The sequence below is a fragment of the Pseudomonas sp. R84 genome (genome assembly GCF_009834515.1).
Taxonomy (GTDB): domain Bacteria; phylum Pseudomonadota; class Gammaproteobacteria; order Pseudomonadales; family Pseudomonadaceae; genus Aquipseudomonas.
This window is the reverse complement of record NZ_CP019426.1, coordinates 6,565,887-6,588,389: the sequence shown is the minus strand read 5'-3', so window position 1 is coordinate 6,588,389 and position 22,503 is coordinate 6,565,887. Positions and strand designations below refer to the sequence as shown.

General features: G+C 58.9%; 21 protein-coding genes. 15 read left to right on the top strand and 6 right to left on the bottom strand.

The genetic code is table 11. From position 1 onward, the window contains the following. Window positions 1-79 precede the first annotated feature (79 nt). The 15 genes from PspR84_RS29370 to PspR84_RS29300 all read left to right on the top strand — a co-directional run bounded on the left by PspR84_RS29370 (window position 80) and on the right by PspR84_RS29300 (window position 15,266). On the top strand, window positions 80-487 hold the full coding sequence (locus PspR84_RS29370; RefSeq protein ID WP_003229783.1) for a F0F1 ATP synthase subunit I: 408 nt from the start codon (window positions 80-82) through the stop codon (window positions 485-487). 16 nt (window positions 488-503) lie between these two features. Then, window positions 504-1,373, top strand: a complete 870-nt coding sequence (gene atpB / locus PspR84_RS29365) for a F0F1 ATP synthase subunit A (protein WP_007911917.1) — start codon at window positions 504-506, stop codon at window positions 1,371-1,373. Window positions 1,374-1,506: 133 nt separating this feature from the next. Continuing rightward, a complete protein-coding gene (gene atpE / locus PspR84_RS29360; protein WP_003097235.1) occupies window positions 1,507-1,764 on the top strand; it encodes a F0F1 ATP synthase subunit C in 258 nt (85 codons plus the stop codon). Between the two features lie 59 nt (window positions 1,765-1,823). Next, window positions 1,824-2,294 carry a F0F1 ATP synthase subunit B gene (locus PspR84_RS29355; RefSeq protein ID WP_003229781.1) on the top strand — a complete coding sequence of 157 codons (471 nt, stop codon included), beginning with the start codon at window positions 1,824-1,826 and terminating at the stop codon, window positions 2,292-2,294. 12 nt (window positions 2,295-2,306) lie between these two features. Continuing rightward, complete coding sequence (locus PspR84_RS29350) at window positions 2,307-2,843, top strand: F0F1 ATP synthase subunit delta (RefSeq protein ID WP_007911956.1); 537 nt, start codon at window positions 2,307-2,309, stop codon at window positions 2,841-2,843. A 21-nt stretch (window positions 2,844-2,864) separates the two neighbouring features. After that, a complete protein-coding gene (gene atpA, locus PspR84_RS29345) occupies window positions 2,865-4,409 on the top strand; it encodes a F0F1 ATP synthase subunit alpha (RefSeq protein ID WP_016984064.1) in 1,545 nt (514 codons plus the stop codon). 50 nt (window positions 4,410-4,459) lie between these two features. Next, a complete protein-coding gene (gene atpG, locus PspR84_RS29340) occupies window positions 4,460-5,320 on the top strand; it encodes a F0F1 ATP synthase subunit gamma (RefSeq protein ID WP_007911960.1) in 861 nt (286 codons plus the stop codon). Window positions 5,321-5,347: 27 nt separating this feature from the next. Further along, the gene (gene atpD / locus PspR84_RS29335; protein WP_016984062.1) at window positions 5,348-6,727 is read left to right on the top strand and encodes a F0F1 ATP synthase subunit beta; all 1,380 of its coding nucleotides are present in this window, start codon (window positions 5,348-5,350) and stop codon (window positions 6,725-6,727) included. A gap of 45 nt (window positions 6,728-6,772) precedes the next feature. After that, window positions 6,773-7,198 (top strand): F0F1 ATP synthase subunit epsilon, encoded by a 426-nt coding sequence (locus tag PspR84_RS29330; RefSeq protein ID WP_007911962.1) that lies wholly within the window; start codon window positions 6,773-6,775, stop codon window positions 7,196-7,198. A gap of 118 nt (window positions 7,199-7,316) precedes the next feature. Beyond that, window positions 7,317-8,684 (top strand): bifunctional UDP-N-acetylglucosamine diphosphorylase/glucosamine-1-phosphate N-acetyltransferase GlmU, encoded by a 1,368-nt coding sequence (gene glmU, locus PspR84_RS29325; protein WP_160060026.1) that lies wholly within the window; start codon window positions 7,317-7,319, stop codon window positions 8,682-8,684. 160 nt (window positions 8,685-8,844) lie between these two features. Then, entirely contained in the window at window positions 8,845-9,621 is a 777-nt protein-coding gene (locus tag PspR84_RS29320; RefSeq protein WP_160060025.1) for a DeoR family transcriptional regulator, read from the top strand. A gap of 2 nt (window positions 9,622-9,623) precedes the next feature. Further along, window positions 9,624-11,456 carry a glutamine--fructose-6-phosphate transaminase (isomerizing) gene (gene glmS / locus PspR84_RS29315; protein WP_160060024.1) on the top strand — a complete coding sequence of 611 codons (1,833 nt, stop codon included), beginning with the start codon at window positions 9,624-9,626 and terminating at the stop codon, window positions 11,454-11,456. A gap of 75 nt (window positions 11,457-11,531) precedes the next feature. Continuing rightward, complete coding sequence (locus PspR84_RS29310; protein WP_160060023.1) at window positions 11,532-12,458, top strand: LysR family transcriptional regulator; 927 nt, start codon at window positions 11,532-11,534, stop codon at window positions 12,456-12,458. 105 nt (window positions 12,459-12,563) lie between these two features. Next, window positions 12,564-13,190, top strand: a complete 627-nt coding sequence (locus PspR84_RS29305) for a glutathione S-transferase (protein WP_160060022.1) — start codon at window positions 12,564-12,566, stop codon at window positions 13,188-13,190. A 45-nt stretch (window positions 13,191-13,235) separates the two neighbouring features. Next, on the top strand, window positions 13,236-15,266 hold the full coding sequence (locus tag PspR84_RS29300; RefSeq protein WP_160060021.1) for a pyridoxamine 5'-phosphate oxidase family protein: 2,031 nt from the start codon (window positions 13,236-13,238) through the stop codon (window positions 15,264-15,266). Between the two features lie 132 nt (window positions 15,267-15,398). Here PspR84_RS29300 and PspR84_RS29295 read toward each other — a convergent pair whose 3' ends face one another. Genes PspR84_RS29295 through PspR84_RS29270 form a run of 6 tightly spaced genes read right to left on the bottom strand, consistent with a single transcriptional unit; the run spans window position 15,399 to window position 22,501 of the window. Further along, complete coding sequence (locus tag PspR84_RS29295; protein ID WP_160060020.1) at window positions 15,399-16,529, bottom strand: glycosyltransferase family 4 protein; 1,131 nt, start codon at window positions 16,527-16,529, stop codon at window positions 15,399-15,401. Then, a complete protein-coding gene (locus tag PspR84_RS29290; RefSeq protein ID WP_160060019.1) occupies window positions 16,530-17,660 on the bottom strand; it encodes a glycosyltransferase family 1 protein in 1,131 nt (376 codons plus the stop codon). It lies immediately after the preceding gene. Beyond that, on the bottom strand, window positions 17,644-19,011 hold the full coding sequence (locus PspR84_RS29285) for a glycosyltransferase family 1 protein (RefSeq protein WP_160060018.1): 1,368 nt from the start codon (window positions 19,009-19,011) through the stop codon (window positions 17,644-17,646). Before PspR84_RS29285 ends, PspR84_RS29290 begins: the two co-directional genes overlap by 17 nt. Beyond that, the gene (locus tag PspR84_RS29280; protein ID WP_160060017.1) at window positions 19,008-20,261 is read right to left on the bottom strand and encodes an ABC transporter ATP-binding protein; all 1,254 of its coding nucleotides are present in this window, start codon (window positions 20,259-20,261) and stop codon (window positions 19,008-19,010) included. The genes PspR84_RS29285 and PspR84_RS29280 overlap by 4 nt, the downstream gene beginning before the upstream one ends. Beyond that, window positions 20,261-21,058 carry an ABC transporter permease gene (locus tag PspR84_RS29275; RefSeq protein WP_123454862.1) on the bottom strand — a complete coding sequence of 266 codons (798 nt, stop codon included), beginning with the start codon at window positions 21,056-21,058 and terminating at the stop codon, window positions 20,261-20,263. The genes PspR84_RS29280 and PspR84_RS29275 overlap by 1 nt, the downstream gene beginning before the upstream one ends. Then, on the bottom strand, window positions 21,059-22,501 hold the full coding sequence (locus PspR84_RS29270; protein ID WP_160060016.1) for a mannose-1-phosphate guanylyltransferase/mannose-6-phosphate isomerase: 1,443 nt from the start codon (window positions 22,499-22,501) through the stop codon (window positions 21,059-21,061). It lies immediately after the preceding gene. Window positions 22,502-22,503: the final 2 nt, after the last annotated feature.

The following is a 22,503-nucleotide window of genomic DNA, read 5'->3' as shown; positions in this document are numbered from 1 at the left end:
ATACTCTGCGCGCATTTTGTCGGCACAAATTATGCCAAGTTATTGAATTCTGGCAGCCGACCATTGGAGAGCAAACGTGATGGAAACCCGCAAGCCAAACCGCCTGCCGTTCCATCGCCTGGCGGTTTTTCCGGTGTTAATGGCTCAATTTGTCATTTTGCTCATTGCCGCTTTGGCGCTCTGGCAATGGCACGGAGTCGTTGCCGGATACTCGGGACTTTGCGGGGGCCTGATAGCCTTGCTGCCCAATGTTTATTTCGCTCACAAGGCATTTCGGTTTTCCGGCGCCCGAGCAGCCCAGTCCATCGTCCGGTCATTTTATGCCGGCGAGGCAGGCAAACTGATTTTGACGGCAGTGCTCTTTGCACTGGTGTTTGCAGGTGTGAAGCCACTGGCGCCGATAGCTGTATTCGGCGCGTTCGTGCTGACTCAGTCGGTCAGCTGGTTCGCTCCCCTGCTGATGAGAACAAGACTTTCGAGACCTTAGGGCGTTTGAGGCAACCATGGCAGAAACAACCGCTTCGGGCTATATCCAGCACCACTTGCAGAACCTGACCTTCGGTCAGCTACCTAACGGCGGCTGGGGCTTTGCCCATACCGCAGCAGAAGCCAAAGAAATGGGCTTCTGGGCTTTCCACGTCGATACTCTCGGCTGGTCGGTCGCGTTGGGTCTGATCTTCGTTCTTCTTTTCCGCATGGCGGCAAAGAAAGCGACTTCGGGTCAGCCGGGTGCTTTGCAGAACTTCGTTGAAGTATTGGTCGAATTCGTCGATGGCAGCGTGAAAGACAGCTTCCATGGCCGTAGCCCGGTGATTGCACCGCTGGCACTGACCATCTTCGTCTGGGTGTTCCTGATGAACGCCGTCGACCTGGTACCGGTCGACTGGATTCCTCAGCTGGCCATCCTGATCTCCGGTGACCACCACATCCCGTTCCGCGCCGTGTCGACAACCGACCCGAACGCGACCCTGGGCATGGCGTTCTCGGTTTTCGCACTGATCATTTTCTATAGCATCAAGGTCAAGGGCTTCGGCGGCTTCATCGGCGAACTGACCCTGCACCCGTTCGGCAGCAAGAACATCTTCGTTCAAGCTCTGCTGATCCCGGTGAACTTCCTGCTGGAATTCGTGACCCTGATCGCCAAGCCGATCTCTCTGGCTCTGCGTCTGTTCGGCAACATGTATGCCGGCGAGCTGGTGTTCATTCTGATCGCTGTGATGTTCGGCAGCGGTCTGCTCTGGCTGAGCGGCCTGGGCGTTGTTCTGCAGTGGGCATGGGCTGTGTTCCACATCCTGATCATCACGCTGCAGGCGTTCATCTTCATGATGCTGACCATCGTCTACCTGTCGATGGCGCACGAAGAAAACCATTAAGGCCAGTCTCGACTAGTCTGATGTCCTTCCCGGTCAAACGGGAAGGGGCTCTTCACAGGGCACCTGAAACGATTTGTTTTACCGCTTTAATCTAAAAAACCTAAACCATACGACGTAAAAGTCGGGAGGAAAGATGGAAACTGTAGTTGGTCTAACCGCTATCGCTGTTGCACTGTTGATCGGCCTGGGCGCACTGGGTACCGCAATTGGTTTCGGCCTGCTGGGCGGCAAGTTCCTGGAAGGCGCAGCGCGTCAGCCAGAAATGGTTCCAATGCTGCAAGTTAAAATGTTCATCGTTGCCGGTCTGCTCGACGCCGTAACCATGATCGGTGTTGGTATCGCTCTGTTCTTCACCTTTGCGAACCCGTTCGTTGGTCAGATCGCTGGCTAATTACCCGGATTCTTCCGAGTAATTTGATGTGATGGACAACGTAACTGCGAGGTGTTGGCGTGAACATTAATGCGACCCTGATTGGCCAGTCCGTTGCGTTCCTGATTTTTGTACTGTTCTGCATGAAGTATGTATGGCCTCCGGTCATCGCTGCCCTGCACGAACGTCAAAAGAAGATCGCTGATGGTCTGGACGCTGCCAGCCGTGCAGCTCGCGACCTGGAGTTGGCCCAAGAAAAAGCGGGTCAGCAACTGCGCGAAGCGAAAGCTCAGGCAGCTGAAATCATCGAGCAAGCCAAGAAACGCGGTAACCAGATTGTCGAAGAGGCCGTTGAAAAGGCCCGTGTCGACGCTGACCGTGTGAAGGTTCAGGCTCAAGCCGAGATCGAACAGGAACTGAACAGTGTCAAAGACAAGCTGCGCGCCCAAGTGGGTTTGCTGGCTGTCGGCGGCGCCGAGAAGATCCTGGGTGCCACAATCGATCAAAACGCGCACGCAGAGCTGGTTAACCAACTGGCTGCTGAAATCTAAGCGAGGGCGATCATGGCAGAACTGACCACGTTGGCCCGACCTTACGCTAAGGCGGCCTTCGAGCACGCTCAGGCCCACCAGCAACTGGCCAATTGGTCAGCCATGCTCGGCCTGGCTGCAGCGGTGTCACAAGACGACACCATGCAGCGCGTGCTCAAGGCCCCGCGACTGACGAGCGCAGAAAAGGCCGCCACGTTTATTGACGTGTGCGGCGACAAGTTTGATGCCAAGGCACAGAACTTCATCAATGTCGTTGCCGAAAACGACCGTCTCCCGCTTCTGCCGGAGATTGCCGCTCTTTTCGACCTTTACAAGGCCGAACAAGAGAAGTCGGTAGACGTTGAAGTGACCAGTGCTTTTGCATTGAACCAAGAACAGCAAGACAAACTCGCCAAGGTTCTCAGTGCACGACTCAACCGGGAAGTGCGCCTGCAAGTTGCGGAGGATGCTGCCCTTATAGGTGGTGTCGTTATCCGCGCCGGCGACCTGGTTATCGATGGCTCGATTCGCGGCAAAATCGCGAAACTTGCCGAAGCATTGAAATCTTGAGTTTGAAGGGGCAGCAGAGCAATGCAGCAACTCAATCCTTCCGAAATAAGTGAAATTATCAAGGGCCGCATCGACAAGCTCGATGTGACCTCCCAAGCCCGTAACGAAGGCACTGTCGTCAGCGTATCTGACGGCATCGTGCGGATTCACGGTCTGGCCGACGTAATGTACGGCGAGATGATCGAGTTTCCGGGCGGCGTCTACGGTATGGCCCTCAACCTGGAGCAAGACTCCGTAGGTGCCGTTGTACTGGGCGCTTACCAGTCTCTGGCTGAAGGCATGAGCGCCAAGTGCACCGGCCGCATCCTCGAAGTTCCGGTTGGTAAGGAACTGCTGGGTCGCGTAGTCGACGCACTGGGCAACCCTGTTGACGGCAAAGGTCCACTGGGCAACACCGAGACCGACGCGGTCGAGAAAGTTGCTCCGGGCGTGATCTGGCGTAAGTCGGTAGACCAGCCTGTACAGACTGGCTACAAGGCTGTCGATGCCATGATCCCTGTCGGCCGTGGCCAGCGTGAGCTGATCATCGGTGACCGTCAGATCGGTAAAACCGCTCTGGCGATCGACGCGATCATCAACCAGAAAGACAGCGGCATTTTCTGCGTCTACGTAGCTATTGGTCAGAAACAATCGACCATCGCCAACGTGGTTCGCAAGCTGGAAGAAAACGGCGCCCTGGCCAACACGATCATCGTGGCTGCCAGTGCTTCGGAATCTCCTGCGCTGCAATTCCTGGCACCGTACTCCGGTTGCACCATGGGTGAATTCTTCCGCGACCGCGGTGAAGACGCGCTGATCGTTTATGACGATCTGTCCAAGCAAGCAGTGGCTTACCGCCAGATTTCCCTGCTGCTGCGCCGTCCACCAGGCCGTGAAGCTTACCCAGGCGACGTGTTCTATCTCCACTCCCGTCTGCTGGAGCGCGCATCCCGCGTTTCGGAAGAATACGTAGAGAAGTTCACCAACGGCGCAGTGACCGGCAAAACCGGTTCCCTGACCGCATTGCCGATCATCGAAACCCAGGCTGGCGACGTTTCCGCGTTCGTTCCGACCAACGTGATTTCCATCACCGACGGTCAGATCTTCCTGGAATCGGCCATGTTCAACTCGGGCATCCGCCCTGCAGTGAACGCCGGTGTTTCGGTATCCCGTGTGGGTGGTGCCGCTCAGACCAAGATCATCAAGAAGCTGTCCGGTGGTATCCGTACCGCTCTGGCTCAGTACCGTGAACTGGCGGCATTCGCCCAGTTCGCTTCTGACCTGGACGAAGCGACCCGTAAGCAACTTGAGCATGGTCAGCGCGTTACCGAGCTGATGAAGCAGAAGCAATACGCACCAATGTCGATCGCTGACATGGCGCTGTCGCTGTATGCCGCTGAGCGTGGGTTCCTGACTGACATTGAAATCGCCAAGATCGGCAGCTTCGAACAAGCGCTGATTGCTTTCTTCAACCGCGATCACGCCGATTTGATGGCCAAGATCAACGTTAAAGGTGACTTCAATGACGAAATCGACGCTGGCATGAAAGCCGGTATCGAGAAGTTCAAGGCCACCCAAACCTGGTAAGCCGCAGCGGGAGCCGCGAGGCTCCCGCTTGCTAACCTGATAGGTGTTACATGGCAGGCGCAAAAGAGATTCGCAGTAAGATTGCGAGCATCAAAAGCACGCAAAAGATTACCAGCGCCATGGAAAAAGTGGCGGTCAGCAAAATGCGCAAGGCACAAATGCGCATGGCTGCTAGCCGTCCTTATGCGGAGCGTATCCGCCAGGTTATTGGGCATCTGGCCAACGCCAACCCGGAATACCGCCACCCGTTCATGATCGACCGCGAAATCAAGCGCGTTGGTTATGTTGTGGTGAGCAGTGACCGTGGTCTGTGCGGCGGCTTGAATACCAACCTGTTCAAGGCCCTGGTCAAGGACATGGCGGTAAACCGCGAAAACGGCGTCGAGATTGATCTGTGTGTCGTTGGTAGCAAGGGTGCGGCCTTTTTCCGTAACTTCGGCGGTAACGTCGTTGCAGCTATCAGCCACCTGGGTGAAGAGCCGTCGATCAATGACTTGATCGGCAGCGTCAAGGTGATGCTGGATGCCTACCTGGATGGCCGTATTGATCGCCTGTCCGTGGTGTCCAACAAGTTCATCAACACCATGACGCAACAGCCTACCGTGGAGCAGTTGATTCCACTGGTGGCCACCCCGGATCAGGATCTCAAGCACCACTGGGACTATCTCTACGAACCGGATGCCAAAGAGCTGCTTGACGGCTTGATGGTCCGCTACGTTGAGTCGCAGGTCTACCAGGCGGTGGTCGAGAACAACGCGGCTGAACAAGCTGCGCGGATGATCGCGATGAAGAACGCTACCGACAACGCCGGTGATTTGATCAGCGATTTGCAGCTGATCTACAACAAGGCGCGTCAGGCTGCGATCACCCAAGAGATCTCGGAAATCGTCGGCGGCGCTGCCGCGGTTTAACGGTTCAAATATTCAGAGGATCCAGCTATGAGTAGCGGACGTATCGTTCAAATCATCGGCGCCGTTATCGACGTGGAATTTCCACGCGACAGCGTACCGAGCATCTACAACGCTTTGAAAGTCAAAAGCGATGCCGGCACCACTCTGGAAGTTCAGCAGCAGCTGGGCGACGGCGTGGTTCGTACCATTGCGATGGGTTCCACCGAGGGCTTGAAGCGCGGTCTGGAAGTTACCGACTCTGGCGCAGCCATCTCCGTACCGGTCGGTAAAGCGACCCTGGGCCGGATCATGGACGTCCTCGGTAACCCGATCGACGAAGCTGGCCCGATCGACACCGAAGAGCGTTGGGGCATTCACCGTCCAGCGCCTTCGTTCGCTGAACAGGCAGGCGGCAACGACCTGCTGGAAACCGGCATCAAGGTTATCGACCTGGTTTGCCCGTTTGCCAAAGGCGGTAAAGTCGGTCTGTTCGGTGGTGCCGGTGTAGGCAAAACCGTAAACATGATGGAACTGATCCGTAACATCGCCATCGAGCACAGCGGTTATTCCGTGTTCGCCGGTGTGGGTGAGCGTACTCGTGAGGGTAACGACTTCTACCACGAGATGAAGGACTCCAACGTTCTGGACAAAGTGGCACTGGTTTACGGTCAGATGAACGAGCCGCCGGGTAACCGTCTGCGCGTAGCACTGACCGGCCTGACCATGGCCGAGAAGTTCCGTGACGAAGGTAACGACGTTCTGCTGTTCGTCGACAACATCTATCGTTACACCCTGGCCGGTACTGAAGTATCCGCACTGCTGGGCCGTATGCCTTCGGCAGTAGGTTACCAGCCGACTCTGGCTGAAGAGATGGGCGTTCTGCAAGAACGTATCACTTCGACCAAAGAAGGTTCGATCACTTCGATCCAAGCGGTATACGTACCTGCGGATGACTTGACTGACCCGTCGCCAGCGACCACCTTCGCCCACTTGGACGCCACCGTCGTTCTGTCCCGTGACATCGCCTCCCTGGGTATCTACCCAGCGGTAGATCCACTGGATTCGACTTCGCGTCAGCTGGATCCGAACGTAATCGGTCAGGACCACTACGACACCGCTCGCGGCGTTCAGTACGTTCTGCAACGTTACAAAGAGCTGAAGGACATCATCGCGATCCTGGGTATGGACGAGCTGTCGGAAGCCGACAAGCAGTTGGTAAACCGTGCTCGTAAGATCCAGCGCTTCTTGTCGCAGCCGTTCTTCGTGGCTGAAGTCTTCACCGGTGCTTCGGGTAAATACGTTTCCCTGAAAGACACCATTGCTGGCTTCAAAGGCATCCTCAACGGTGACTACGACCACCTGCCAGAACAAGCGTTCTACATGGTTGGCGGCATCGAAGAAGCGATCGAGAAAGCCAAGAAACTGTAATCCCGGCGCCCGGCAACGGGCGCTAATTTAGGTTGAGGCAATCAGATGGCTATGACAGTCCATTGCGATATCGTCAGCGCGGAAGGGGAAATCTTTTCCGGCCTGGTCGAGATGGTGATTGCGCACGGTGCACTGGGTGATCTTGGTATCGCTCTGGGTCACGCGCCGCTGATCACTAATCTGAAGCCAGGTCCGATCCGCCTGATCAAGCAAGGCGGGGAACCCGAGGTGTTCTACATCTCCGGTGGTTTCCTCGAGGTTCAGCCGAACATGGTCAAAGTGCTTGCCGATACCGTGCAACGTGCCGCCGACCTGGATGAAGCTCAGGCTCAAGCAGCTCTCAAGGCTGCCGAGCATGCTCTGCATGAAAAAGGCGCTGATTTCGACTACAGCGCTGCGTCAGCACGGCTGGCCGAGGCTGCAGCTCAGCTGCGCACCGTCCAGCAGATCCGCAAGAAGTTTGGCGGTTAATCCGTCAGCCGCTTGTTGTGCGATTGATAAAAAAGGGTAGCCTCGGCTACCCTTTTTTCTTTTCCGAATTCCCGAAACCCGGTCGCAGTCGCTGACCACCCAGGATTGGTAGCCAGTCATGTCTCTTGAAATCGTTATCCTCGCGGCCGGTCAAGGCACTCGTATGCGTTCGGCACTGCCGAAAGTGCTGCACCCGATTGCCGGCAACTCCATGCTGGGCCATGTTATCCACAGCGCCCGGCAACTTGAGCCACAACGCATTCATGTGGTGATCGGCCATGGTGCCGATGTGGTGCGTGAACGCCTGGCCGCTGAGGATCTGAATTTCGTCCTGCAAGACAAACAACTCGGCACCGGTCATGCCACTGCCCAAGCGGTGCCGTTCATTACTGCCGACACGGTGTTGATCCTATACGGTGACGTGCCGCTGATCGAAGTCGAAACCCTGCAACGTTTGCTCAAGCATGTCGTGCCCGGGCAGATGGGTTTGCTAACCGTCGAACTGGAAGACCCAACCGGTTACGGCCGCATCGTGCGCGATGCTGACGGCAAAGTAGCCGCCATTGTTGAGCACAAAGATGCCAGCGAAGCCCAGCGCGCCATTACTGAAGGCAACACCGGCATTCTCGCGGTGCCGGCCAATCGTCTGGCCGATTGGATGAGTCGCCTGTCGAACAACAACGCCCAAGGCGAGTATTACCTGACCGACGTGATCGAAATGGCGGTCCGCGATGGTCTGGTGGTGGCCACCGAACAACCACACGACCCGATGGAGGTGCAGGGCGCCAATGATCGCAAGCAGCTGTCCGAGCTGGAGCGTCATTACCAGCTGCGCGCTGGCCGTCGTTTGATGGCGCAAGGCGTGACCCTGCGTGATCCGGCGCGTTTCGATGTGCGTGGAGAAGTCACTGTGGGTCGCGACGTGCTGATCGATATCAACGTGATCCTCGAAGGCAACGTCGTCATCGAAGACGATGTGGTGATCGGCCCGAATTGTGTGATCAAGGACAGCACCCTGCGCAAAGGCGTGGTGATCAAGGCCAACAGTCATATTGAAGGTGCCGTTATGGGCGAGGGCAGCGATGCCGGCCCGTTTGCGCGTCTGCGTCCAGGCACCGTGCTCGAAGCGCGTGCGCATGTGGGTAACTTTGTTGAACTGAAAAACGCCCATATGGGTGAAGGCGCCAAAGCAGGTCACCTGACTTATCTGGGTGATGCCGAAATCGGTGCGCGTACCAATATTGGCGCCGGCACCATCACCTGCAACTACGATGGCGCCAACAAGTGGAAAACCGTGTTGGGTGCTGACGTGTTCGTCGGCTCCAATAACTCGTTAGTCGCGCCTGTGGATATCTCTGCCGGTGCGACCACGGCAGCCGGTTCGACCATTACGCAGAATGTGGATAACGCGCAGTTGGCCGTGGGCCGAGCGCGGCAGAGGAATATCGACGGCTGGAAGCGGCCGGAGAAGATCAAGAAGAGCTGAGTTATCCACAGCGGTTTTTTGAAGATCAAGAGATCGCAGCCTTCGGCAGCTCCTACGGGAATGTTGAAGGCTGCGATTTTTTTTGGGCGACAGCTTGACGATTTAGGGCTGATAGGTTTTGATTGCTTACGTTATCTTTCGAAACGAAACTTAAGCCGCCATGTCGAAACGCAACACGCCGCAACGCCGCCACAACATCCTCGCCTTGCTCAACGAGCAGGGCGAAGTCAGTGTGGATGAACTGGCCAAGCGTTTCGAAACCTCCGAAGTTACGATTCGCAAGGATCTTGCTGCGCTTGAAAGCCATGGCCTGCTGCTGCGCCGCTACGGCGGGGCGATCACAATGCCCCAAGAGTTGGTAGCGGAAACCGCGCAGAGCGTTTCCAAATACAAACAGGCGATTGCCCGTGCAGCGGTGAAACGCATCCGCGAACACGCGCGGATCATCATCGACAGCGGCAGCACCACCGCCGCCATGATCCCGGAGCTTGGCCAACAGCCCGGTCTGGTAGTGATGACCAACTCCCTGTACGTCGCCAATGCCTTGAGCGAACTCGAACACGAACCGGTGCTGCTGATGACCGGCGGCACCTGGGATCCGCATTCGGAATCCTTTCAGGGCCAGGTCGCCGAGCAGGTACTACGCTCTTACGACTTCGACCAATTGTTCATTGGCGCCGACGGTATCGACCTGATGCGCGGCACCACGACCTTCAATGAGCTGCTCGGTTTGAGCCGGGTCATGGCCGAAGTGGCGCGGGAAGTCATCGTCATGGTCGAGGCCGACAAGATCGGTCGCAAGATTCCCAACCTGGAGCTGCCGTGGAGCAGCGTCCATACCCTAATTACCGATGATCGCCTGCCTAGCGAGGCACGCGATCAGATTCAGGCCCGCGGTATCACCGTGATTTGCGCGGCTGTCAGTCAGGAGAAATAAGCATGTGTGGAATTGTCGGCGCAGTTGCTGAACGTAATATCACCGCCATCCTGCTCGAGGGCCTCAAGCGCCTGGAATACCGCGGCTATGACAGCGCCGGTGTCGCGGTCTTCACCAACGATGAAACCCTTGAGCGCATGCGTCGCCCGGGCAAGGTCAGCGAACTCGAAGCAGCGCTGGCTGAACACCCGCTGGTTGGCCGACTCGGCATTGCCCACACCCGTTGGGCCACCCACGGCGCACCCTGTGAACGCAACGCCCACCCGCATTTTTCCGGCGACATCGCGGTGGTGCACAACGGCATCATCGAAAACCACGAAGCCCTGCGCGAACAGCTGAAAGCGCAGGGTTACGTGTTTACTTCGGATACCGATACCGAAGTCATCGCTCACCTGCTCAACCATAAACTCAAGGATCAGCCTGATCTGAGCGTTGCGCTTAAAGCAACGGTCAAGGAACTGCACGGTGCTTACGGTCTGGCCGTGATCAATGCCAAGCAGCCGGATCGTCTGGTCGCCGCGCGCAGTGGCAGCCCGTTGGTGATCGGTCTGGGTCTGGGCGAGAACTTCCTCGCCTCCGACCAGTTGGCGCTGCGTCAGGTCACCGACCGCTTCATGTACCTGGAAGAAGGCGATATCGCCGAAATTCGCCGCGATGACGTGCAAGTCTGGGACATCAACGGCAATGCTGTCGAGCGCCAGACCGTGCAGTACAGCGACGGTGCCGAAGCCGCCGACAAAGGTGAATACCGCCACTACATGCTCAAGGAAATCCACGAGCAACCGGCCGTTGTGCAGCGCACCCTCGAAGGTCGCCTGAGCAACGATCAAGTGTTGGTGCAAGCCTTCGGCCCACAAGCCGCCGAGCTGTTTGCCAAAGTCCGCAACGTGCAGATCGTCGCCTGCGGCACCAGCTATCACGCCGGAATGGTGGCGCGTTACTGGCTCGAAGAACTGGCCGGTATCCCGTGCCAGGTCGAAGTCGCCAGCGAATTCCGCTACCGCAAAGTGGTGGTGCAGCCGGACACCCTGTTCGTGACCATCTCGCAGTCCGGTGAAACCGCCGACACCCTGGCAGCCCTGCGCAACGCCAAAGAGCTGGGTTTCCTCGCCAGCCTGGCGATCTGCAACGTCGGCATCAGCTCGCTGGTGCGCGAGTCCGATCTGACCCTGCTGACTCAGGCCGGCCGCGAAATTGGTGTGGCCTCCACCAAAGCCTTCACCACGCAATTGGTCGGCCTGTTGTTGCTGACGCTGTCGCTGGGTCAAGTGCGCGGCACGTTGGCTGACGGCGTTGAAGCGCGTCTGGTCGAAGAGCTGCGTCGTCTGCCAACCCGTCTTGGCGAAGCGCTGGCCATGGACAGCACCGTGGAGAAGATCGCCGAGCTGTTCGCCGAGAAAAACCACACCCTGTTCCTCGGTCGTGGTGCGCAATTCCCGGTGGCGATGGAAGGTGCCCTGAAACTCAAGGAAATCTCCTACATCCACGCCGAAGCCTACCCGGCCGGCGAGCTGAAGCACGGCCCGCTGGCGCTTGTGGATAACGACATGCCGGTGGTCACTGTGGCGCCGAACAACGAACTGCTGGAAAAGCTCAAGTCCAACCTGCAGGAAGTCCGCGCTCGTGGCGGTGAATTGATCGTGTTCGCCGACGAAAAAGCCGGCATGACCAACGGCGAAGGCACCCACGTGGTGCAGATGCCGCATATCCACGACATCCTCTCGCCGATCCTCTACACGGTTCCGCTGCAGTTGCTGTCGTACTACGTTGCGGTGCTCAAGGGCACGGACGTCGATCAGCCGCGTAATTTGGCGAAGTCGGTGACGGTGGAATAAGTTATCCACAGCTGACATCGGCGCAAAAAAATCGCAGCTTCGGCTGCGATTTTTGTATCTGACTTGAGGGTCTCCATGGATCGCTTCCAGGAAATGCACATCTTCACCATCGTCGCCCAGGAGCAAGGCTTCTCTGCTGCCGCGCGTCGTCTGGGTTTGTCAGCGGCCAGCGTCACGCGGGCGGTGGCGGCGCTGGAGTTGCGCATCGGCACGCAGTTGTTGATCCGCACCACGCGCAGTGTGCATTTGAGCGAAGCGGGGCAGCGTTACCTGGAAGATTGTCGGCGGATTCTCGCCGAGGTGCAGGAGGCAGAGGATTCGGCGGCGGGCAGTCATGCCGAGCCGCGTGGGCAACTGACGGTGACGGCGCCGGTGTTGTTCGGTGATTTGTTTGTGACGCCGGTGATGGCGCGTTATCTCGCGCAGTATCCGGATGTCACGATCAATGCCGTACTGGTTGATCGTATCGTCAACATGGTTGAGGAGGGCATCGATGTCGCGGTGCGCATTGGTGATCTACCGGACAGCAATCAGCATGCGATTCGGGTCGGGGAGGTGCGTCGGGTCATTTGCGGCTCGCCAGACTACTTTGCCAAATATGGCCGGCCGGCTCATCCCCACGCATTGGCGGGCGCGCCAGTGGTGGCGACTTCAGCGATTGGCCAGCAACGCAGTTGGCCGTTTCTCGACGCGGGCGAACCGCTCAGCGTGCGTCCAGAGCCGCGTCTGATCGTGACCGCCAATCAGGCTGCGATTACAGCAGCTTGCACGGGCTTGGGTTTGACCCGGGTGTTGTCCTATCAAGTGGCGAGTCAGGTTGCCGCCGGCACACTGGAAATAGTGCTCGCCGAATTTGAACTGCCGCCGCTGCCGATCCACGTCGTGTATCAGGGCGGGCGCAAGGCGCCAGCGCGGATCCGCAGTTTTGTCGATTTCACGGCAGAGGCTTTGCGCGAACATCCGGCCTTGAAAAATGCTGCGTTATTTCACTCAGTGAAATAATCGATTGCAGTTGCTGGTGATTCTGTTGTTTTCGCGATAAGTGGAAGATGGCCTCCATCGGCGCTCTCATCCCCGCAGTGGCGCCCCTGTTCAACGGAGTCGACCATGCAAGCGATCAAACTCTACAACTTCCCACGTTCCGGCCACGCCCACCGTGTCGAGCTGATGTTGTCCCTGCTGCAACTACCGACCGAGCTGATCTTCGTCGATCTGGCCAAAGGTGAGCACAAGCAGCCGGCCTACCTCGCGATCAACAGTTTCGGCCAAGTGCCGGCCATTGATGACGACGGCGTGGTGCTGGCCGATTCCAACGCGATTCTGGTGTATCTGGCGCAGAAATACGGCCATGGTCGTTGGCTGCCAACCGATCCTGTCGGCGCCGCACGGGTACAGCGCTGGTTGTCGGCCGCCGCAGGACCGATCGCTTTCGGCCCCGCTGCTGCGCGATTGGTCACGGTGTTTGGTGCCCAACTGAATGCAGAAGAGGCGATTACCCGTGCGCACAACCTGCTCAAGGTGATGGACATCGAATTAGGCAAAACCGTGTATCTGGCCGGTGACGAGCCGAGTATTGCCGACGTTTCGGCCTACAGTTACATCGCCCACGCACCGGAAGGCAACGTGTCGCTGGACGACTACGGCAACGTCCGCGCCTGGCTGGCCCGGGTCGAGGCCCTGCCTGGTTTCGTCGGCATGCCGCGCACGGTTGCCGGTCTGCAAACCACCGCCTGATTTTCGCAATCCACACTGTGCCGACGGTGCAGGGGAGAGGTCGTGATGGAACGTTCACCGTGGCACGCTGGCGAGCAACAGTTGCAAGCGAAGGTCGGGGTTGCTGAACGCATGGAAGCCTTCGGGCGTAAGGTGATTCGCACCTGGATGCCTGATCAGCACCGCGAGTTCTATCAGCAACTGCCCTTCATGCTATACGGCGCAGTCGATGCGCAAGGGCGGCCGTGGGCCAGTGTGCTCGAAGGCGCGCCGGGGTTTGCCCATTCGCCGGATCCCGAGCATCTGCATTTCGCCAGCCAGCCTGCTGCCGATGACCCGGCGCAACTGCGTAACGGCGAACCGATCGGTTTGCTTGGCATCGAGTTGCACACCCGCCGGCGCAATCGCCTTAACGGCCATGTCGGCAATCTGAGCGCTCAGGGTTTTGAGGTGAGCGTGGATCAAGCCTTCGGCAACTGCCCGCAATACATTCAACTGCGCCAGTATCAACGTGTGCCGCTGACGGATCCGCAGACGCGCCCGGCTGAATATCTGCACGGCCTAGATGACGCGGCCACTGCGTTGATCACTGGCGCCGATACGTTTTTCGTCGCCAGTTATGTGGATGTCGAGGGCGAGCGCGCGGTGGATGTTTCTCATCGTGGCGGCCAGGCCGGTTTCGTGCGGGTGGAAGGCAATCGTCTGACCATCCCCGACTTCGCCGGCAACCTGCATTTCAACACTCTCGGCAATCTGTTGCTCAATCCCAAGGCCGGCCTGCTGTTCATCGACTTTTCCACAGGTGATCTGCTGCAACTCAGCGGGCGCACCGAGATCCTTCTCGATGACCCGCAGATCGAGGCGTTTCAAGGTGCGGAACGGTTGTGGACATTTGAAGTGGAGAAACTGGTGCGGCGCCCGGCAGCCTTGGCGTTGCGCTGGCGCTTCGACGGCATGTCGCCGACTAGTCTGTTGACCGGCAATTGGGCTGAGGCGGATGCGCGTTTGCAGGCGCAGGCGCTGGGGAACCAGTGGCGGCCGCTGCGGGTGGCGAAAATTGAGGCGGAGAGCCGCAACATCCGCTCGATCTATCTGGAGCCGAACGATGGCGCCGGTTTACCGGTGTTTCTCGCCGGCCAGCATCTACCGCTGCGTTTCACCATTGATGGCGAGGTGCACATCCGCACCTACAGCCTTTCGAGTGCGCCATCAGATGGTTTCTACCGCATCAGCGTGAAGCGCGAAGGACTGATCTCGTCGCACCTGCATGAGCAGATTCGTGTCGGCGATGTACTCGAAGCACGGGCACCGCAAGGGCATTTCACCGTCGCGCCGCAGGAGCAGCGACCGTTGGTGCTGTTGGCCGCCGGTGTGGGCATCACGCCGTTGCTGTCGATGTTGCGTGAGGTGGTTTACCAAGGCTTACGCACTCGGGGGATTCGTCCGACATTGTTGCTGCAGAGTTCACGCAGCCTCGCCGATCAGCCGTTTCGCAGGGAGCTGGATCGTTTGCTCGAAACCGCAGGTGACTCTGTACGAATCCTGCGATTGCTCAGCCAGCCGGAAGCCGATCTGCAAGAGGGCGAGGATTTCGATGTGCGTGGTCGCATCGACGGCACCGTGCTGAGGAACCTGCTGGATGCCGAAGACTTCGACCTGCTCGACTTTGTGCTTTGCGGCCCCGGTGCTTTTACTCAAGGGTTGTACGACACCCTGCGCGAGCTGGAGGTGCGTGACGCACAGATTCATGCGGAAACCTTTGGCCCGTCGACGCTGAAACGTCAGGCCGATCCGGACGCGATCGTCATCGAACAACCGCCCTCAGCGACCACATCGGTCCCGGTGGTGTTCGAGCGCTCGGCGAAAGAGGCGCGCTGGCAGCCCGATGGCGGGAGTTTGCTGGAGCTGGCGGAAAGCCGCGGATTACGGCCGGAGTTCAGTTGCCGCGGTGGTTCGTGCGGTACGTGCAAGACCCGGCTGGTCAGTGGTGCAGTGAATTATCCACAGCCGCCGGCGGATATTCCGGAAGCGGGGCATGTGCTGATTTGCTGTGCCGTTCCGGCGCAAAGCAATCAGCCACTGGTCTTAGACCTGTAACCCGAACCCGTGTAGGAGCTGCCGAAGGCCGCGTTCTTTTGATTTTGATTTTTAAAAACAAGATCAAAAGATCGTCCGATCGCGGCCCGAGCCTTCGGCAGCTCCTACAGGGGATCGGTATTCAACCCACGCTCAGGCGTAGGACAGCGATTTCTCTTCCAGCAATTCCTGATACAGCTCTGTCCATTTGCGGCCCATTTCATCGGCTGTGAATAACTGCCGGTAACGCGCTTCGGCTTTCACCCCCATGGCAGCGGCGCGCACCGGGTCTTCCCAGAGCGTGCGCATCGCCTCGCGAAACGCCTGTGGATGACTGGGCGGGACCACCAGCCCGGTTTCGTTGTGAATATTGATGTAGCTGGTGCCAGTGCCGATCTCGCTGGAAATCATCGGTTTGCCGTACATCGCACCTTCCAGCAGCGAGATGCCGAAAGCTTCCGAGCGCAGGTGTGACGGGAAAACAATCGCGTAGCTCAGTTGCAGCAGCGCGACTTTGTCCTCGTCACCCAAGCGTCCGAGGAAATGAATATTGCGCAGGCCCAGCGCTTGCGCTTGAGCGTGCAGTTCCAGTTCCAATGGCCCGGCACCGACAATGACGACGGGATAATCCACGTCTTTCAGCGCCTCGAGCAGAATGTGCAGGCCCTTGTAGTAACGCATCACCCCGACAAACAGAAAAAACTTATCCCCAACCTGCTGGCGCCAGCGATTCATCCGCTCTGCATCCGCCTGTGGATAACCAGCCTTGTTCAAACCGTAGGGAATTACTCGGGTCTTGTTCTGGAACTGTTGCAGCACATCGCTGGTGTGCAGGTAGTTCGGCGAAGCGGCAACAATGCGGTCGGCGCTGGCGAGGAAGCGGTTCATCAACGGGCGATAGAGTTTGAGCAGGTGCTTCTGGCGAATGATGTCCGAGTGATAAGTCACCACACTCGGTTTATTCATCGCACTGGCGAAATGCACCAGGTCCATGAACGGCCACGGGAAGTGGTAATTGACCACGTCGGCCTCGGCCGCCAGTTCGCGAAACTGTTTGAACACGCTCCAGGAAAAACCCGTGGAGGCGAACTGGATGTCGAGTTTGGCGCGGTGCACTTCGTGCTGGCCCAATTTCACCACGGGCGGTGTCGGGTCAGCACTGAGGGTCAGCACCTGGCCGTCGATACCGTGCTGGGCGCCGCTCTCGCACAGTTGGAAGATCACTTGCTCAATGCCGCCGACCGAGTCAGGCAGGTACGTCTTGAAAAAATGAAGAACTCGCATTCAACCTCCCATGGCCTGGCGGTAGGCACTGGCGGTGGCCTGTGCACAACGCTCCCAGGAAAAAAGCCGTGACTGCTGTAACCCGGCTTCTTGGCATGCCTGCCAATGCGCTTGATCGTCGATCAGTCGGCTCAGCGCATCACGCAGGCCTTCTGCATCGTCAGCTTCAATATAGTTGCCCGCTGCACCGGCGACTTCCGGCATCGCCGAAGAATGCGTGAGCACCACCGGGGTGCCACTGGCCATGGCCTCCAGTACCGGCAGACCAAACCCTTCGTACAGCGATGGAAAAATCAGTGCGCGGGCACCGGCCAGCAATTGCGCGACCTGTTCATCGGGCAGATAGCCGAGCAGGCACACATGCCCGCTGGCCAGCGCCTGACGCAAAGGTTCACTGAACTGCTCGCGCTCCCAGCCGGCCATGCCGACGATCAGCAGCGGATAACGCTGGCGCACGGCTTCGGGTAACAGGGCATGGGCGCGCAGGGCCAGGCCAAGGTTCTTGCGCGGCTCCAGCGTGCCCACGCATAGAAAATATTCCCGCGCCGCCACCGCATGCGCCTTGAGCACCGCATCAATGGTGCTCGCCTCGCGCGGATGAAAGCGCTCGGCGATGCCCAGTGGTGCAACGACGAAACGCTCGGCAGGCAGGCTGAAATAGGCTTGAGCTTCCTCGGCGATGGCTTGCGAGTCGGTGAGAATCACTTGGGCTTGCTGCACACCCACGGCCAATCGACGTTCGATTTCCTTGAGCCGCGCCGGGGGCTGGGTCTCAGGGAAATGCAGGTGGGTCAGGTCATGCAGGGTGATCACGGTCGGGCCGTCGAAGGCCAGCGGCCACAGGCTCGGTTCGTGATAGAGGTCGATACCTTGCGCGCGCCCCTGATCGAAGCGTTTCTGCTCCAGCCAGCGGCGCGCCTGATAAGCCCCGGGAATCTGTCGCAGCAGCGGCGTCAGGCGCGAGTAACCGGGCATGGCCGCTTCCGGCAGCGCCGAGCTCCAGCCCCACCCGTGGAACAAGGTCACGTCAATCTCGGGTTCGCTGCGCAAGGCGTTGACCAGTTCGGCAACGTAATGGCCGATGCCGGTGCGCGGTGCCTGGAGAATGCGTGCGTTAAGCGCTATGCGCATGCTGCCTCGCTGGCGCCGCCGGCGCTTGCAGAACATTACGCACACTGCGTTCGGCCAGTTGCTGACTGGCTTCGCGCCAGCCGATCCACTGCCAATCAGCAACATCGCGGGCGGCAGGGAACTGGCCGCTGCACTGGAAGCCGTTGATCAAGTCGGCAAGGCTTTGCGGATCCTGCAAATCGAAATACGCCATGAACTCGCCTCCGATTTCGCGAAACACCGCAATGTCACTACCCATCGCCGGCAAGCCACGCTGCATGGCTTCCACCAAGGGCAAGCCGAAGCCTTCGACGAACGAAGGAAACACCAGTGCACTGGCGTGGGCGTAGGCGTGTTCAAGGCTGGTGTCACTGAGGTCGTTAAACATGAACAGACGCTGATTCAGCTCTGGATGATTGCGCACCCGGGCGAGGAGGGCATCGCATTTCCAGCCGACCCGCCCGGCGATGCACAGCCGTGCGGTCGAGCCTGTGATCCAGGCGCGTTCGAAGGCATCGAGCAGATACGCATGGTTCTTGCGTGGTTCGATGGTGCTGACCATCAGGTAAACCGGGTCTGTTGTCGTGAACAATTGCTTCAGGCGCGGATCGACCGTCGCATGGTCGGTATGCAGATCCAGTTCGGAACCCAAGTGAAAGAAATCGAACCAGCGCTGGTCGGTTTGTTCGGCACCGATTCTGCGCTGCAATTCTTCACGCACCTGATCGCGCACCGTGGCGGAGATAGCCATGTAGCCGTCGGCCGTGCGGGTGATCCAGTCGAACCACTCGCTGAAAACCTCGACCAGACGCGTGTCGTAAAACTGCGGATGAGTCAGAGGGATCAAGTCGTAGATCACCGCGATCATGCCGACGCCGTCGCGTTTGAGTCGCTCGACGTGGGCGAACAAATCCGAGTGCCAGGATGAATCCAGCAACACCAGTTGATCGCCCGGCCGATGTTGCAGGGGGGAGCAACGTTTGAGCAGTTGCGTGCGGTTGATCTGTCGGATCAGGCGGATCGGCAGGCCGAACGCGCCGAAGATTGTCAGCCGGTAGCCGACATACAAAATCCGTCGCGCCAGTTTCGAGGTGAGTTGCGCATCACGACGCTGATGCCACTGCCAGAAGCGATGAGCGAGGCGCTCCAGGCGTCCTCCGAAGGTTTCCAGCCTGTTGAAAAAAGGCGTATCGAGCGATGCCAGTTGCAGCACGCGGTAGAGTTCGCCATTGAGTACCACCACCGGCATGCACTCCACACCTGCGGCGCTGGCGGGCAGTTGCTTGATGACGTTGCGCACCACACGCTGAATCCCCGAGTTGATGGTCGGGTGTTTGAACACATGGGTGCATTCGACGAGCAAGCGGGTCATGGCAAGCGCTCGACAGGCCGGACTTCGGTGTCGCGCGAGATGGTGGTCTTGGCACCCAGCCATGAGCAGCCGACAAAATCTTCCTGCCGATTGTTGATCACGTGGAACACCAGCCCGTAGTCGCGCCATTCGAAATTGCGATCGAGGTGAGAGTCCAGGCGCGACAGGCTCAGCGATACGGAATAATTGCCTTTGCCCAACCCCATGACGAAAGCGAAGCGATAGGTGAAACGCTCGCCGGCGTGCAGGTCGGTCAGCGCCTTGTCGAGGCGGTGGGTGTTGATGCCGTACATCATCTGGCCCAGACGATCCTTGAGGATAAAACCCAGTACCAGCCGTTCGATGTCCTTGCGCACTTCAACTTTCACTTCGAGCACCACCGCTTGACCGACTTCGGCAGCGTCGATGCTGCGATCGTTTTCATCGAGCAGGCGCACGCCGAGAATCGCTGCTTCGCCGGTACCGGAGACGGTTTGCACTTCGCCGCCGGCGAGCATTTCCTGACGGACGATCTGGCCCTCGCGTTCGGCCATCAGCGCGTTGTAATAATCGAGCACGGGTTCGGGTTTGCCGTACATGGCCATGCGGCCATCCTTGAGCAGAATCGCCGAATCGCAGATCGATTGAATGGCCGAACGGTCGTGGGACACGATCAGCAGCGTGGTGCCGGATTTGCGGAAACTGCGGATGCGTTCGAAGCTTTTGTGCTGGAAGTAGGCGTCGCCCACCGACAGTGCCTCGTCGACGATAAGGATGTCCGGGCGTCGCGCCGTGGCGACGCTGAACGCCAGGCGCATCTGCATGCCGCTGGAGTAAGTGCGTACCGGCTGGTCGATGGCGTCGCCGATCTCGGCGAAATGCTCGATGTCGGGTATCAGTGCCTCGATTTCTTCGAGCTGCATGCCCAGCAACTGGCCGGCCATGATGGCGTTCTGGCGACCGGTGAAATCCGGGTGGAAACCCATGCCCAGCTCCAGCAGCGCGGCCACGCGGCCTTGCAGTTCGATTGTGCCGGTGGTGGGTTGGGTGGTGCCGGTGATCATCTTCAGCAAAGTGCTTTTGCCCGCGCCGTTGGCGCCGACGATGCCCACCGCTTCACCGGGGGCGATTTCGAATTCGACGTCTTGCAGCACCCAGTGCTGGCGGTGGCGGATCGGCGAAAACGGGAGCAGCCACTCGGCCAGTCGGCTCCAGCGGTTAGGGTATTGTTTGTAGGCCTTGCTCAGGCCGGTGACGCGAATATGCCCCATCAGAGTTCATCCACCATTTCGCCGACGCGCTGGCGAAACAGCCGCAGACCGATCAGACAAAACAGCACACCCGTGACGAAGATCGGCAGCAGCGAGCTCCAGACCGGCCACTGACCGTAGAGAAACAGGTTTTGATAACTGCTGAACAGATTGGTCAGCGGGTTGAGTTGCAGCAGGCGCTGTACCCATTCCGGCAGGATCGTGATCGGGTAAACGATCGGCGTCAGCCAAAACCAGAATTGCAGGCAGATGCCGAACAGCTGACCGACATCACGGAAGAACACGTTCAATACGCCGAGGACCATGCCCAGTCCGGCGCAGAACATCATTTGCAGGGCGATCAATGGAATCAGCGCCAACAAGGCCATGCCCGGCCAGCGTCCGGTGATCAGCAGAAAGCCGAGAAACAGGCTGATGATGATCGCGAAGTTGATCCCGGCGTTGCACAGCACTATCACCGGCAGGCAGATGCGCGGGAAGCTGATTTTCTTCAGCAGGTTGGCGTTTTCCAGAAACATGTTCTGGCTGCGCAGGGTAATTTCGGAAAACAGTCCCCACGCCAGCAGCCCGGCGCAGAGGTAGACGCTGTAGGCCATGCTGTCATCCACGCCGGGTAAACGGGCGCGCATGATGTGGGAAAAGATCACGGTGTAAACGACGATCATCGACAGTGGATTGAAGATCGGCCACAGCGCGCCGAACAACGAATTGCGGTACCGGGCTTGAAACTCTCGCTGCACGCTGCCGAGGATGAAACCCCGGTAGCCATGCAACGAGCGGAACAGGGAAAGCAGCATTTAAACCGTCCTGCCGTATTGGTCTTCGAAGCGAACGATGTCGTCCTCTCCCAGGTATTCGCCGCTTTGCACTTCGATGATGACCAGGTCGATCACCCCGGGGTTTTCCAGGCGATGCTTGTGGCCGGCGGCGATGAAGGTCGATTCGTTCTTGGCTACCAGCGTTGTACCGCTGCCATTGTTGGTGACCTTGGCCATGCCTTCGACCACCACCCAGTGTTCGTTGCGGTGATGGTGCATTTGCAGCGACAACTTGCCGCCAGGCTTGACCACGATGCGCTTGATCTTGAAGCGCGGACCTTCTTCGAGAACCGTGTAAGTACCCCACGGGCGGCTGACGGTACGATGCAACCGATAGGCTTCGTGGGATTTGTCCTTGAGTTGCTTGGCCACGCGGCGTACGTCTTGCGCACGGTCGGCATGGGCCACCAACACCGCGTCGGCGGTGTCGACGATGATCAAGTTATCCACACCCACCGTCGCCACCAGACGACCTTCGCTCTGGACGAAGTTGTTGTGGCTGTCGATGAAAATCGCTTCGCCGCTGGCGCGGTTGTTGTCTGCGTCGGCCGGCACCAATGCCGCGACGGCGCCCCACGAACCGATGTCACTCCAGTCGAAGCCTGCGGGCACGACAACGACTTTTTCCGAGCGCTCCATCAGTGCGTAATCGATGGAAATGTCGGTGATTTCCGCGAACAGCGCCGGCGACAGTTCTTGCTGCAGGCAACCGACGGTTTCAATCGGCGCGCTGGCGGCCATGCAGGCGCGAGTCTGCTCGAGCAGTTCGGGCGCGTGCAATTGCAGCTCGGCAATCACCGTGGCGGTGGTGAAGCAGAACATGCCTGAGTTCCACAGGAAGTTGCCGCTCTCCAGATAATGCGTGGCGGTTTGCAGGTCGGGTTTCTCGACGAAACGCTGCACTTTCGCCGCACCTTTGGCATCCAGTGGGGCACCGGTCTCAATGTAGCCGAAGCCGGTTTCCGCCGCCGTCGGGATCACGCCGAAGGTCACCAGATAGCCGTCTTTGGCCAGATTGACCGCGTGCTCGACCGCCGTTTTCAGCGCGTCCTGATTGACGATCAAATGGTCGGCGGGCATCACCACCATGATCGCGTTATCACCATGCAGTGCTTGCAGCGACAACGCGGCAGCAGCAATGGCCGGCGCCGTGTTGCGCCCGGTCGGCTCCAGCAGGAAGTGCCCGCGATGGCGCGACACGTGGGCGGCGCAATAGTGATCCTTGCTCTGGAAGTAGTACTCGCGGTTGGTCACCGTGACGATGTCACCCCAGCCGTCCAGCAATGCGGCGGCACGCTGGTAGGTCTTGCCCAGCAGCGACTGGCCGTCGGGCAGGGTCATGAACGGCTTGGGATGGCCCTCGCGGGACACCGGCCACAAACGGGTGCCGGCACCGCCGGACAGAATCACGGGGATCAGCATGG